Source organism: Pseudofrankia sp. EUN1h, assembly GCF_001854645.1.
GTDB lineage: Bacteria > Actinomycetota > Actinomycetes > Frankiales > Frankiaceae > Pseudofrankia > Pseudofrankia saprophytica.
In genome coordinates this window covers 1-15,445 of record NZ_MBLN01000011.1, presented here as the reverse complement: position 1 = coordinate 15,445, position 15,445 = coordinate 1, and the positions used below count along the sequence as shown (strand labels likewise).

5 protein-coding genes are annotated in these 15,445 nt (G+C 72.0%); 2 read left to right on the top strand and 3 right to left on the bottom strand.

From position 1 onward, the window contains the following. A partial coding sequence (locus BCD49_RS04845; protein ID WP_335341674.1) for an NUDIX hydrolase occupies positions 1 to 220 on the bottom strand: 220 nt, incomplete at its 3' end. Positions 221 to 631: 411 nt separating this feature from the next. Next, a complete protein-coding gene (locus BCD49_RS04840) occupies positions 632 to 1,363 on the bottom strand; it encodes a hypothetical protein (RefSeq protein WP_007512551.1) in 732 nt (243 codons plus the stop codon). 619 nt (positions 1,364 to 1,982) lie between these two features. Between BCD49_RS04840 and BCD49_RS04835 the strand changes: the two genes are divergently transcribed. After that, positions 1,983 to 9,341: a SpvB/TcaC N-terminal domain-containing protein gene (locus BCD49_RS04835; protein WP_158072929.1), complete on the top strand. Its 7,359-nt coding sequence runs from the start codon at positions 1,983 to 1,985 to the stop codon at positions 9,339 to 9,341. Between the two features lie 168 nt (positions 9,342 to 9,509). Then, on the top strand, positions 9,510 to 14,741 hold the full coding sequence (locus BCD49_RS04830; protein ID WP_007512555.1) for a hypothetical protein: 5,232 nt from the start codon (positions 9,510 to 9,512) through the stop codon (positions 14,739 to 14,741). Between the two features lie 115 nt (positions 14,742 to 14,856). On the opposite strand, the gene BCD49_RS04825 is transcribed toward BCD49_RS04830, so the two are convergent. Next, positions 14,857 to 15,445, bottom strand: a 589-nt coding sequence (locus tag BCD49_RS04825; RefSeq protein ID WP_071041200.1) for an IS982 family transposase, incomplete at its 5' end; no start/stop codon positions are given.

Below are 15,445 nucleotides of genomic sequence, written 5' to 3'. Positions count from 1 at the left end.
GGTCCAGGCTCAGCTCCTCGACGAGCTCCCGACGCGCCGCCGCACGCGGCGCCTCGTCCTGCTCGATCACTCCACCCGGAAGATCCCAGCCCGGCCGATACGTCGGCCGCACCAGAAGCACCCGGCCCCCGTCGTCCACCAGCACAACCGCGGCCGCCATCCGCTTACGCGGCAGCCCACGCTGCCAGGCCAACCCAGCCGAGCCGGTCGCAGCCTCCACGGCCGCCACCGTAGCGGGCTGACCTTGACCGGCTATCCGATTTCCCGGTTTCACCTTCTAGAACTGGCCGCGGCTGTCGGCCTGGCTCAACTCCGGAGTGCCGCCCACCCTGGTCGCCGAATGGGCCGGCCACTCGGTCGGGCGTCGGACGTCGTGCGCATAGCGCAGGCCTGGTCATTCACCCGCCGTTCAGCGCCTGCGCCACCCTGCACCCCAACCAGCCGCCCGCAGAACCCAAGCCGGAACCGCTGTTGGACGCCGACGGCCCCGGGACTGCAGGACCGCGATCGCCGCGCTCGATGCGGGCCAGGGCCGCGCCGCTGTGACTCGTCCGCGGGCGCGTCTCGACCGAGCCCGGCGTGCTGGCCGATGTCGCCGGCCAGCACGCCGGGCTCGGTCGTGCCGGCTCGGTCAGGACCAGAGTTCGACGCGCCAGCGCGAGGTGGGCGACGCCGCGCACCGGTCGACCGGGACCGTGTGGCGAACGTAGGTGCCGATGACGGGGGTCTGGTTCGCGGTGTCGAGGTCCGCGCAGGTCTGCAGGGTCACGCTGACCATGAACCGCTGGTCAGCCGAGCCGGGGACGGGCAGCAGCTGCCAGAGCTGGTGTGGCTCGGCGTCGCAGCCGGCCGTGTAGACATGCGTGTTTCCCCAGAAACTGCCCGCGGTCATGCACAGGCCGGAGTCGACGCCGCGGAGCTGGAAGACCGGGAGCCCCTTGTAGGTGCCGACGATCTCGTGCTCCCACGCCTGCCAGTCCAGGTCCGGCACGCAGGGCCAGGTCTCGACCCGGGTGGTGTAGTGCCCCTTCCCGAAGTCGGCCAGGCACTGGCCGCCCACCACGGTGAACTTCCACAGCCGGGACGCGTCCGGCAGCGGGTTCGACACGGGGTTCGGCTCCGGCGGCGCGAGGACGTCGCCCGGCCCGGGGGCGACCTCGTCGCCGACCCGGCCTGGGACGGGGTCCTCGCTGACGGGAGCGAGGACGCCACCGGGGCTGGTGGCGACCTGGCCGGCGACGTCGACGCCGCCTGGGCCCGGGTCCGCACTGGCCGGACCGCCCAGCGCGACGCCCACGAGGGCCAGGGCGCCGACGGCGACGCTGAGCCGCAGCCAGCGCCCCCATCCGGTAGGTCGTGTCATGACAGTCTCCTTTGACTGGCAGCCGCCGGATTCTCGGACGACTTTTCGAGGCTCTGATGGGGCAAGCCAACCCGGCGACCGTGTGACCCTCCGTGTGAACGAACTGTCGAAGCCCCGACAGGACCTCTGCGTGAGCTCGTCGATCCTCAGGCGCAGCCGCACCTGTACCGTGCCGGAACTCGACTCCGGGCCAGCCAGCGGACCGTATTCCACGCAGATGGTCAGCTCCGGGCATGCGTTTGTCCGAAAAGTCCGCCCGTGGGCACTACGAACTCGGCGTCGACGCCGAACGACCGGAATCAGGTCGACCTAGGTCTTTGTCGGCGGACCGAGATTGACGTCGGAACAGGCCAGGTGACCGTTGCCGGCTCCGGGATCTCCCTGATGTTTGTCGCCGTGAGGCATCCGGATGCTCGTGTCCAACGATGTACCTACTCGGTGCTCGCTCGACGAGTTCTCGATTGCGTCGCCGGCCGTCTCCGCCGCAGGTCGGTCGACATCTCGCGGGCATTGCCGGGAGGCCTTTCTCGCCTTGCACGGTGGGCTGCATCCGAGTGCCCGCACGGTCCGGTGGCCTCCCGAGTTCGACCGCGGCGCGCAGGCAGACGAGGGGGACCTGATGAGTGGGGAGTCGGACGGCGCCGCCGCGGTCATCGCCTTGCCGTTGGGTGGTGGCGCGGTGCGGGGTCTGGGCGAGAAGTTCACCCCTGACCCGCGGACCGGCACCGGGAACTTCAGCGTTCCGATCGCGGTGCCGGAGGGCCGAAACGGCCTGACGCCGGAGGTAGCGCTCGCCTACAGCAGCGGAGCGGGCAATGGGCCGCTTGGGCTCGGGTGGAGCCTGAGCGTTCCTGGCGTGACGCGTCGGACGTCCAAGGGGGTGCCGCGTTACGACGACAGCCGAGATGTCTTCCTGCTGTCCGGCGTCGAGGACCTCGTCCCGGTGGTGGATGACCGCGAGCCGGCCGGTGCCGGTGGCCCGACGCAGGCGTACCGGCCGCGCACGGAGGGCCTGTTCGCCAGGATCGAACACCGCCGGACGGCCGGTGATGACTACTGGACGGTCCGCTCCAGGGACGGGCTGGTCAACGTCTACGGCACGCCGGGAACCGCCGGACACGATCCGGCGGTCGTCGCGGACGTCGACGACCCGTCCCGGGTGTTCGCCTGGAAGCTGACCAGGACGGTCGACCAGTTCGGCAACCTGATCGAGTACACCTACCGGACCGTCACGACGGCTGGCCACGGCCATGCTGGCACCCAGACCTACCTGGCCGAGATCCACTATGCCGACCATGGTGACCCGGCCGCGCCCCTGTTCGTGGTCACAGTCCGGTTCGGCTACGAGGATCGGCCCGATCCGTTCTCCGAGCATCGCGCCGGGTTCGAGATTCGCACGACCCAGCGGTGCCGCCAGATCCAGGTCTTCACCCAGGCAGACAGCGATCCGGTGTTGGTGCGCGACTACCAGCTGCGTTATGCCGACGACCCGGAGCTGGCCCGGCCGACGCCCAGGCTCAGCAACGGCGTGTCGTTGCTCGCTCAGGTCGTCGCGAGCGGGCACGACGCAGCGGCGACCGAGACCTTGCCTCCGCTGGAGTTCGGGTACTCGGCGTTCGAGCCGGAGCGGCGCGACCTCATTCCTGTGGACGGTCCGGACGCGCCGCCGTTCTCGCTGCGTCGCGACGGCTGCGACCTCGCCGACCTGACCGGTGACGGCCTGCCCGACATCGTGGAGATCGACCCCGGCCCCGGCGCCCGCGCCCGCTTCTGGCGCAACCTTGGCGGTGGCCGGTTCGATCGGCCCCGTCGGCTGCCCGAACTGCCTGTGGGCGTCGCGCTGACCGGCCCAGGCGTGCGGCTGTTGGACGCCGACGGCGACGGCCGTCTGGACGTGCTGGTCGGTGCACCGGGCTCGGGGCTGGCTGGCTACTTCCCGCTGCGCTTTGACGGGCTGTTCGACCGACATGGGTTCCGCCGCTACCGGCAGGCACCCAGCGTCGACCTGGCCGACCCCCTGGTGAAGCTGCTCGATCTCACCGGCGACGGGGTGACCGACGCGCTGCGGTCGGGCGATCGGTTCGAGTGCTTCTTCCAGGACTCGAGGAAAGGATGGACGGAGGTCCGGCACGTCGAACGCGGCGATCTCGCCACCTTCCCCGACGTCGCCTTCACCGACCCCCGGGTGAAGCTGGCCGACGCCACCGGAGACGGGCTCACCGACATCGTCCTGGTATCGGCACGGTCGGTGGCCTACTGGCCGAACCGGGGTCACGGCAGGTGGGGCCGCCGGGTGCTCATGGATGACAGCCCACGCCTCCCGTTCGATTTCGACCCTCGTCGGGTGCTGGTCGGCGACGTGGACGGCGACGGTCTGGCGGACGTGGTCTACGTCGACGACGGGTCGTTGACCGTGTGGATCAACCGGTCGGGTAACGGCTTCAGCGACCCGATCGAGATCACCGGCACGCCGCGGCTGACGGACCTGGACGACGTGCGCCTGACCGACCTGCTGGGCACCGGCGTGCCCGGCGTGCTCTGGACGTCCGACGCCACGCGGGCCGCCCGGCCGGACCGGCTGGGCCGGACCGGCCGGCCGCACATGTTCTTCCTCGACCTCACCGGCGGCGTCAAGCCATACCTGCTGGACAGCGTCGACAACCATCTCGGCGCCCTGACCCGGGTGACCTACGCGCCGTCCACGGTGTTTCGACAGGCCGACGATCAGCGTGGCCGCGAGCCGGGAACCCGTCTCCAGCCCCCGCTGCCGTTCCCCGTGCAGGTGGTCGCGAAGGTGGCGGCGGTGGACGTGCTGTCCGGCGGCCGGCTCACCACCGAGTACGCCTATCACCACGGCTACTGGGACGGCGTCGAGCGGGAGTTCCGCGGCTTCGGTCGAGTCGACCAACGCGACACCGAGACGTTCACCGCGCCGCGCCCGGGCCTCGCGCCGGCGTCGACCGCGGCGACGGCGACGGCCGACGGCGACGCGCCGGGACGGTCGTTCTCGCCGCCGACGGAGACGCGCACCTGGTTCCATCTGGGCGCGCTCGGCGACGAGGACGGCGGATATGTCGAAGCCGACTTCACGCACGAGAGCTTCGGCGACGACCCGCCCGCGCTGCCCCGACCGACGGACACGGCCGCCATGCTCGCGGCGTTGCCGCCCCGGGATCGTCGCGACGCCCTGCGGGCGCTGCGCGGGCGGGTGCTGCGGACCGAGCTGTATGCCCGCGACGGCGGCGAGCGCGCGGACCGGCCCTTCACGGTGACCGAGGCGGTGTACGGCCTGCGGGAGGAGGCGCCACCCACCCCCATCGAGGACGGGCGGCGGCGAATCTTCTTCCCGCACCTGCGCGCCGAGCGGACCACCCAGTGGGAGCGTGGCGTCGACCCGATGACCCAGGTCGGCTTCACCGACGACTACGACAGCTACGGCCAGCCGCGGGCGCAGACCCTGATCGCCGTCCCGCGCGAGCGGGACTACCGGCAGGGCGCGGCGACCGGCGCGGGCGCAGCGCCGTACCTGGCGACCCACGCCGAGAGCCGCTACGCGCAGCGCGACGACGCCGAGTGCTACCTGGTCGACCGGGTCGCCCGCGTCACGTCCTACGAGGTGCCCAACGACGGTTCGGACGCCGTGGCGGACCTGCACGCCGCGATCAGCTCCGGCGCGGCGCCGCGACGGATCATCGGCCAGACCGTCAGCTTCTACGACGGCGCGCCGTTCCAGGGCCGTCCGTTCGGCCTGCTCGGCGACTACGGCGTGTTGGCGCGCACCGAAACGCTGGTGCTGACCGAGGAGATCCTGCACCAGGCATACGGGCCGGAACTGCCGCCCTGTCTCACGGTCGGTGTCACATCCGACCCCGCCGCCGAGGGTCCGGTCTACCCGGCCGAATACCCACCCGAGTTCACCAAGCTGATACCGCCGCTGGCCGGCTACGTGTTCCGGGACGGCGGGGACGGGCCGTTCGCCCGCGGGTACTTCGCGGTGACCGACCGGCGCCGTTACGACTGCCACGACGTGCCCGCTGGCCAGGCCGCGCCGAGCCAGGCCGCCGACGGCGACGCCACCGCCCGGGGCCCGGTCCGAGGCCTGCTGCTGGCCCGCCTCGACCCACGTGGGCGGGAGACGGTCATCTCCCATGACGCCTTCGGACTGCTGCCCGTGTCCGCCACCGACCCGGCGGGCCTCGTGACCACGGCGAGCAATGACTACCGCGTGCTGCGGCCGCGGGAGCTGACCGACCCGAATGGAAACCGGGCCGCGGTGTCCTTCACGCCGCTCGGCTTCGTCGCCGCCACCGCGCTGCTCGGCAAGCCCGGTCGGCCGGACGAACCTGGCGGCCCGGGGGTGCCCACCGGCGACACACTCGAAGCGCCGGGAACGGTGCACAGCTACGACCTGCTCGCGTTCTCCGAGCGGGGTGAGCCCGCGTCCGTACGGACGGTACGGCGGGTCCACCACGTCACCGACACCGACATCCCGCTGCCCGAACGGGACGAGACGATCGAGACGGTCAGCTACTTCGACGGATTCGGCCGCGTGCTACAGACCAGGGCGCTGGCCGAGGAGGTGGACTTCGGCGCCCCGGCCTTCGGTGGCGGCGTTCTGCCGGCCGAACCTTCATCGCCCGTGGATGGTCCCGTCGTGGGAGCGTCATCCGGCTCGCGCGACGAACCTCGGGTCGCCGTCACCGGCCGGCAGGTCTACGACACCAAGGGCYGGGTCGTCGAGACGTTCGAGCCCTACTTCGCCGCGGGGTTCGCCTACCGCCGGCCGGGCGAGGCCGAGGACGGTCAGAAGTCCATCCTGTGCTACGACCCGCGCGGCCACGTGGTCCGGACCGTCGACCCGGACGGCTCCGAGCGGCGGGTCGTGTTCGGCATACCGGACGACCTTTCCGACCCGGAGAAGGTGACCCCCACCCCGTGGGAGTCCTACGTCTACGACGCCAACGACAACGCCGGTCGTACCCATCCCGCCGAGGCGTCCGCCCACCGCGACCACTGGGACACCCCGTCCAGCATCGAGGTGGATGCGCTCGGCCGCTCCGTGCGCGCGGTCGCCCGCAACGGGCCCGACGCGGAACACGACTGGTTCACCGTCCGCTCGGCCTATGACGTCCGGGGCAACCTGCTGACCGTCACCGACGCTCTCGGCCGGGTGGCGTTCCGCTACCGCTACGACCTCGCGGATCAGCGCCTCTACGACGAGAACATCGACTACGGGGTGCGCCGCCAGGTCCTGGACGCGACCGGAGCTCCGGTCGAGCGGCGGGACGCCAAAGGGGCGTTGCAGCTGTATGCGCGCGACGTCCTCAACCGCCCCGTGCTTCGGTGGGCGCGGGACGCCGGCTCCGAGCCGGTGACGCTGCGGAACTACACGATCTACGGCGACAGCGTCGAGTCGGGCGTCAAGCCGGGCGACGCGCGGGTGGCCAACCTGCTGGGACGGCCGCTGCTGACGCTGGACGAGGCCGGCGCGACCACCGCCGACGGCTACGACTTCAAGGGCAACGTGCTCGCCACGACCCGGCAGGTCGTCGCCGACCGTCTGCTCGTCGGCGCCGCGCCCGACGGCGGCGGGCGGCCGCCGTTCCGGGTCGACTGGCAGCCTGCCGTCACCGACCTCGCCGGGACGACCGCCGATCTGCTCGACCCGCGGCGCTACCAGTGCTCCACCGGCTACGACGCCCTGAACCGCCCCACCTCCGTCCGCTACCCCGAGGACGCCGACGGCCGGCGACGGGAGCTCACGTCCCGCTACCACCCGTCGGGTGCGCCGCGCGGCGTGTCGCTGGACGGGGAGACGATCGTCGAGCGAGTGGCCCACGACGTCAGGGGCCAGCGGGCGCTCATCGCGTACGGCAACGGGCTGCTGACTCGGTACGCCTACGACCCGCGGACGTTCCGGCTGTCCCGGCTGCGCACCGAGCGGTACAGGAACCTGGGTCCGGCCGCCTACCAGCCCGCGGGCACTCCGCTGCAGGACTACGCCTACTCCTACGACCTCGCCGGCAACATCGTCGCGCTGCGGGACCGGACGCCGGGCTGCGGGATCGCGCCGACGGCCGACGCGCTCGACCGGCTGTTCACGTACGACCCGCTCTACCGGCTGACGTCGGCCACCGGCCGCGAGTGCGACCTGTCCCCGCCGGCGCCGTTCGACGCCGCGCCGCGCTGCGCTGATCTCAGCCGCACCCGGGCCTATACGCAGTCCTTCGCCTACGACGCGGACGGCAACCTGGTCCGGCTCACGCACGCGAACGCCGCCGGCGGCTTCGTCCGAGCCATGGCCATCGTCGGCGGCTCCAACCGGCTCGCGGCCATGACCTCGGGGAAGACCACCTTCGACTACGGCTACGACGCCGCGGGCAACCTGATCAACGAGACCGCCTCCCGGCATTTCGAATGGGACGCCGTCGACCGGATGYGGTCGTTCCGCGTCCAGGCACCGGGCGCGGCCGAGCCGTCGCTGCACGCCACATACCTCTACGACGGCGCGGGGCAACGGGTGAAGAAGGTCGTCCGCAAGGGCGGCCGCCTCGAGACCACCGTGTACATCGGCGGGATCTTCGAGCACCAGACCGTCGCCCAGCCGGCCGGCGCGACGGTCGAGAACACCACCCTCCACGTGAGCGTCGGCACCACCCGGGTCGCCGAGATCCGGGTGGGTCCCGCGTTCGACGACGACCGCACGCCGCCGGTGAAGTACCACCTGCCCGACCATCTCGGCTCGAACGCGGTGGTCGTCGACGCGGGCGGCGGTCTCATCTCCCGCGAGGAGTTCACCCCGTACGGCGAGACGTCGTTCGGTGGCCATGCCCGAAAGCGCTACCGGTTCACCGGGAGGGAACGGGACGAGGAGAGCGGGCTCGGCTACCACGCGGCCCGTTACTACGCACCCTGGCTTGCCCGCTGGACGAGCTGCGACCCGGCCGGCGCGGTCGACGGGCCGAACCTTTACCGGTATGTCGCCGGCAACCCGATCCGGGCGACGGACCGGGGCGGCACCGAGGGTGAGGACGAGACCGGGATAAAGAGCACGGTGGCCAGGCCCTGCAACTGCAGCCAGGTCCCGGACAAGCCGAAACAGACCACCCAGCCGCCGACCTCGACGCCGCCGACGACGAACATCGTCACGCTGTCCGGGCCGGGGCTGCTGATTCCCGGTCTGGAGAAGAAGACCTTCCTGAGTTATCCACCCACGACCACGGCAAGACCCACACCGGCGGCCGCGGCCGCGCCGGCCGGGAAACCGCCGCCCRCGAAGCAGCCTGCGGCGCTGCCCATCCCGTTCGCGGAGGCACCGGCGCCGTCGCTGCTGGAGAAGTTCGCGCTGCCGACCCTGTCGCTTGGCGGTGCCGGCCCGGTACCACCAGGCGCGCCGGTCGTCGCGTCGGGAAGCCCGGGTGGGCCCGGCCCGGCGTCGGCGTCGGGGCCCTCGGCAAGCAAGGTGACCGGTGGCATCTCGACCGCCCTCACGATCGCGGGCGGGCAGGGGCCGGCGCAAACATGGCTCTACCAGTTTGGCGCGGAGCTGGCGGACACGGCACCAGAGGTCGCGAAGAGCGATCTGGCGACCATTAAAGGCGCCTACGGCGTGGTGAACGTCGCCAGCGGTGTGCTGGGTGGAATCAGCACCGGGCTGAACAGCCCGAACACAACCACCGGCGGGAAGGTGGGCAGCGGCGTCGTCGCCGGCGGCGCCAGCATCGCGGTGGGCCTGACCGGAGTCGGGACGGTGGCCATGGCCGGCGACGCGGGAATCAAGTTCGCCTTCGGCGTGGACCTCGGGCTGAACAGCGGAATCAGTTTCCTCGCCGACGGCTCGACCGCGCTGGTCGAGTCGTTGTTCACCGACGACATGTCGGCCCGGCAGGAGATCGACCGGCGGGCAGCCGAGGGCGAATACGGGCTGATCATGGAAGGGGCATATGCCTTCGGCGGCTGGGTCTCCAGCTTCTGGTAGCCGCGGGAGAACCGTGACCTCGGCCCAGCCCAGCGCCCAAAGCCCAAAGCCCAAAGCCCGACGAACCTCGTGTCCTGGTTCTCGGCCTCCTGACATTGAATTCTTCCCTCGGACCCCCTCCACAGAACCCCTGACGACATCCGGCGGCTCGGTCGAAACGGAGCGGAAATGGCGAGCACCCAGACGAGCATCGCGGCGAGTGTCGGCATCACGTCACCGGCGCAGAACGCGGCGGTCTTCACACCGACCATCACGGTGACGGGCACGGCGGTAGCCACCAGGTTCGTGACGTCGACCGGAAGCGACGGAGCCCCGTCGGTCGAGGAGCAGCCGCTGCAGATCATCAAGGTCGAGGTCCAGCTCGGCTCGGGCGGCTTCGCCGCGGCCACCCCCGCCGCCTCCGGCGGGTCGCTGTCCGCCTGGACGTTCACCACCGCCACCCCGCCCGGCCCGGCACAGCTCACGATCACCGCCCAGATGACGTTCCGAACCTCGTCCACTACCACGGACACCCGGACCAGCTCCCGCACCGTGAAGCTGGACACCACCGGGCCGACGGTAATGGTCGACCAACCGATCGCGGGCCAGCAGGTCGCGCTGCCGACGACCGCGCCGGACGCCCAGCTCCCGCTCCTGGTGACCGGCACGGTCGGCGACGCCGAGAGCGGGGTGAACCAGGTCACCGTGGCGGTAGGCACCGGTCCGGCGGCGACCGCGACGCGCACGGGGACGAACGGTGTCAACTGGTCCGCCACGGTGACGGTGCGCCCGCCGGCGGGCGCCCAGAACGTGGTGGTGCTGGCCCGGGACAACCGGAGCAACGTCACGACCGCCTCGGTGACGATCGACGTGGCGGCGCCGTTCACCGCGCCCGACCCCGCGGGCGTGCTGAGCGCCGGCGGGTACCTGTCCGACCTGCTCGCCTTCGCGCTGGACCGGGTCGCGAACGGCCAGGCGACGGCGTCGGCGCTGGGCATGGTCTTCTGCCAGCGCTTCGAGCAGGCCGCCGCGGCCGCGAACGCGCCGGTGGCGACGGCCCCGGTCCCGCAGGCCCGGGTGGCCGTCGAGGTCCTGCGTGACTACCTGCAACGCCGCGCCACGCTGTCCGGGCCGGCGCTCGAGGCGCGAGGCGCGGCCGACCGCCGGTACCTGCGCGCCGCCTACCGGGCGGTGCTGCGTGGGCTCGGCACCTCGCCCGAGGAGCTGCGGTCGGCACGCATCGCCGACGACGCGACCCGCGCCGCGCTCGCGGCCCGGCTCGGGCTGGCGGCATTCACCGTGGCCGACCTCGACGCGCTCGCGCTGGACCCGGACACGTTGACCGCGGCGAATCTGGAGGACGTCTACGGGGTCGTGGACACGGGCCGCAACCCGTACACTCCGCCGAGCCGTCCGCTTCCGCTCCTGCTGGAGCGCCAGCTCACCGCCCTGCACAACACCTGGCAGCGCCAGGACGACGCGGCCGGCGTACCGATCGTCGACCCGGACCTGGTGACCCCCGCCGACATCCCGCCCGGCAGCCCCGCGGGCCCGCTGCGGACCGCCCGCCGTGGCCAGATCGACGCCGAATTCACCGCGCGTAACTCCCAGGTGACGCAGGCGCTGGCGGCGCCCGGGGCGACACACGGCGGCGTGTTCACGACGGTCGTCGACGGCGTGCTCGGCGTGGGCGCGGCCGCAACGCTGGCCGCTCTCGGGGCCGACGAGCTGGCCGGGAAGGACATCGGCCCCGGTGTGGCGGCACTGCGCCTCGACCTCGCGGCGTTTCGCCGGCTGGTGGCGATCCGCGGGCTCGCGACCGTCAACGCGGTCAGGCAGGGCGAGTGGGCCGACGTGGTCGCGATCGTCGTCGCGGTCCGCAAGCGCCGCGACTTCTACCCGCCGTGGCGGGCCCAGGAGTCCGGGCTGTGGCTGGGCCCCGACCATCTCCGTGTCGCCTCGTCGCCTCCCGCGGCGCCGGCGGCCCTGCCCGCCTGGCTGACCACGCTGGCGGCGCGGGTGGGCTGGGAGAACATCGTGCGTGCCAGGGAGAGCGAGGAGCGGGCAGTCCGCGAGGCGTTCGCCGCGGCGGCGCGGGCGGCGGACGTGGAGACGCTGCCGCGCCTGCGGGACGACCTGATCGCGGTCGTCGGCTCCGCCCGTCCCGGCTCGACCGGCTCGACCGGCTCGGCTGGTCCGGCTGGTCCGCTCGCCCCGGACGCGGCCGGCGACGCCCTCATCGACGAGCTGCTGCTCGACTTCTTCGCCGCCGGCACCACCCTCACCAGCCGGTTGGACCAAGCCATCGAGACCCTGCAGGGGGTGCTGTTCGCCGTGCGCGCGAAGCGGCTGAAGAGCGCGTTCGCGGTGCTCGGGTCGAACCCGGCGACCGGTCCGAACGGCTGGGCGCTCACCCAGACGAACGGCTACACGGACGCCGGATTCGACGAGGAATGGCGCTTCCTGGGTGAGTACGGGACCTGGCGGGCCGCCATGTCGACGTTCCTCTGGCCGGAGAACGTGCTCGGGCCGACGCTGCGCCGGACGCCGGGCACCGGCGAGACACCCAACGCCCTCGTCACCACCGCCAGCTTCCGCGCCCTGGCCGAGCGGGTCCGCGGCAACTTCGGCCTGACCCCCGCCCAGGCCCGGGCGGAGGCCCGGGACTACCTGACCGAGCTGCGTACGGAGTTCCCGCCCACCGCCAGCCCCACGCTGCCGGCCGCCGTGCGGGACGACGCCAAGGTGGTCATCACGGAGCTGCTCACCGACAGCCAGCTGGCCCAGCGGCGCGACGTCCTGCTCGCTACCGGGACTATCCCCAACCCGCCGTCCGGGACCGTCGGTCAGGACTACGCGTTGTTCGCCCCGCCCAGCGGCGCCGTCGGCGTCAACACCTCGTTCGCCACCACCCGGGTGTGGCTGGCGGAGGTGTTCTTCTTCGTGCCCATGCTGATGGCCGAGCAGCTGGCCAAGTCCGGGCAGCACCTCGCCGCGCTGGACTGGATCCGCACGGTCTACGCCTATGAGCTGCCGCCCGGCGACCGTAAGATCTACCGCGGCCTGCGGCTGGAGGAGCCGCCGGCCGGCAGCGTCCCGCCGCCGGTCGTCCGGAGCGTGGGCTGGCTGCTCGGGAACGGCATGCGACCACACGACCTGGCGGTCAACCGTTCGGGCGCGTACTCGCGGGCAACCCTGCTCACCCTCGGCCGTCAGCTTCTCGCCTTCGCGGACGCCGAGTTCAGCAGGGAGACCCCGGAGTCGCTGCCCAGGGCTCGGCAGCTGTACGACGCGGCGCTCGACCTGCTCGCCGGCAGCCAGGGCGAGTTCACCCCGCTGAAGGACGGCGCCGGCGTGCCGCTCGCGCCCAACCCGGCCCGGTCGGCCCTCCAGGAGCGGGCCACCGGCGGGCTGCGCAAGCTGCGCACCGGGCTCAACCCCCTCGGGCTGGAACGGGCGACGTCCCGCAAACCCACGCCCTACCGCTTCGTCACCCTTCTCGACCGGGCGCGACGGCTGGTCGGCACCGCGCAGCAGATCGAGGAGCGGTTCCTCGCCGCGTTGCAGCAGGCCGACGCCGAGGCGTACAACCTGCTCAAGGCGCGCCAGGACATCACGGTCGCCCAGGCCACGGTCCAGCTGCGCGACGTCGCGGTCGCCGAGGCGCACGCCGGCGTCGAACTGGGCGAACTGCAGCGCGGCCGAGCCGTCATCCAGCGGGATCACGCCCAGACGCTGCTCGACCGGGCCACCGGCCTCGGTGAGAAGGCGGCGGTGGCTGCTGCCGGGCTGCGGGCGCTGTTCGCGGTGGCGAGCGTCGCCCCCGGCATCGGTGGCGTGGCGGGCGCGTTCATGACCGGCCTCGGCGGGCGGTCGATCGGCAACGGGATCGCCGCGGCCAACCAGGCCGGCATACCCGGCGCGCTGGGCGCGGTCACCTCGTTCCTCGGCGCCGCGACCAGCTACGAGCGGCAGCGCGAGGACACGGCCACCCAGCTGCGCCTGGCCGGTCAGGACCTGGCCATCACCGACCAACAGGTCCGGATGGCCCAGCTGCAGGTCGGCATCGCCGAGGCCGACCGGCGCATATCCGAGCTCCAACTGGCCAACGCCCAGACGACGCTCGACTTCCTGGCGACGAAGTTCACCAACGCGGAGCTCTTCGAGTGGATGGCCGGCGTCCTCGGCGAGATCTACCGGTACTTCCTGCTCCAGGCCACCGTCATCGCCCGGCTCGCGGAACGGCAGCTGCGGTTCGAACGGCAGGAGGAGCTGCCCGAGTTCATCCGCGCCGACTACTGGGAGCCGCCAGCCTCCGCGGGCCGCGGCGGGTCCGCGTCCGGCCCCGACCGGCGCGGGCTCACCGGCGCCGAGCAGCTGCTGCGCGACCTCACCCAGCTCGACCAGTACGCGTTCACGACCGACCGGCGGCGGCTGCAGCTGTCGAAGACCATCTCGCTCGCCGCGCTGGACCCGGTGGCGTTCGAGCAGTTCCGGGAAACCGGCATCCTCGCCTTCGCCACCCCCGGCAGCTTGTTCGACCGCGACTTCCCCGGGCACCACGTGCGTCTGATCAGGAGGGTTCGCACCTCGGTGGTGGCGCTGATCCCACCGGACGCCGGTATCCGGGCGACGCTCACCAGCGCAGGCGTGTCGCGCGTCGTGATCGAGACCGATGCCGGGTTCGAGACCGTGGCGATCGGACACGGGCCGGAGGAGGTGGCCCTGTCCGCCCCGAACAACGCGACCGGGTTGTTCGAGCTCGACGCCCAACCGGACCTGCGGCCTCCGTTCGAGGGGTTCGGCGTCGACACGACCTGGCAGCTACGCATGCCGAAGGCCGCCAACCCGTTCGACTTCTCGACCATGTTCGACGTGCTGTTCACCGTGGAGTACACGGCGCTGGACAGCCCGGTGCTGCGCGACCAGGTGACCCGTTCGCTCGATCCGCGGGTCGCCGTCGACCGGGCGTTCAGCTTCTGTCACACGCTGCCCGACGCGTGGTTCGACCTGAACAACCCAGACCAGTCGGCCACGCCGATGCGGATCGGGTTCCGCACCGACCGCGGCGACTTCCCCCCGAACCTGGACTCCCTGACCATCGGACAGGTGGTCCTGTTCGCCGCCGGGACGGGCGGACAGATCGTGGCGCTCACGGTCGACGAGCTCTCGTTCACCGCGGACGACACCGGTGAGGTGATCGCCAGCACAGGCGCCGCCACCCCGGTGGACGGGATCATCAGCACCCGGCGCGGCAACGGGACACCCTGGCGCGGGCTGCTGGGCCGGGCACCGTCCGGCGAATGGGAGATCTCCTTCCGCGACACCCAGGAGCTGCGCACCCTGTTCAAGGACCAGCGGATCAGCGACCTGCTGTTCGTCCTGACCGTCGAGGGGATGACGCCGGACTGGCCGAACTGACGCAGACCGCGTGAAAAGCCGGGCAGGCTGGCACGACACGCCATAGATCACCAGCGACCGCGATCGACCGCTGCCCCGTCCGCGGCCGGGCTAGACGAGTAATTCCGATCTCTGGTCAGTGGTCGTAGGCGATCAGGGAGCGGGTGACGGGCGCGGCGGTCTTGTTGTTGTGCCAGATCGCCGCGGCCATCGCCAGTAGGCGCTGGGCGACGCGGACCGCGACGCCCTCGAAGGTCCGCCCRCCGTGTTGTTCCAGGTCGAGTTGGCCCTTGAGGGTGTCGTTGACCGACTCGATGAGCTGGCGGACCTTCTTGAGCATCGGCTCGCCGTTGCGCGCCGTCTCGTCCTTGCGGTGCGGACGGAGCAGGTCGATGCGCTGCTCGGACAGTGYCGCCTCGAGGTCGTTCGAGGCGAACCCCTTGTCCGCGATCAGCAGGATCCGGTCTCGTTCGGCGATCAGGGCGGCGTCGTGGTCGAGCATCGCGGCGAGCACCTCCCGTTCGCCGATCTTCGGGTTGGCCAGTGCCCACAGGACGGGCATGCCGGTCGGGGTGCAGACCAGGTAGAGCTTGAGGCCCCAGTAGAACCGGGAGTGCGACGCGCAGTAGCCGTAGCCGGCCCAGCCGGCCATCTCGGAGCGCTTCACGGTCGGCCGGGACATCCCGCACGGGACGGGGGTGGCGTCGGTGATCCAGTGGTTGTCG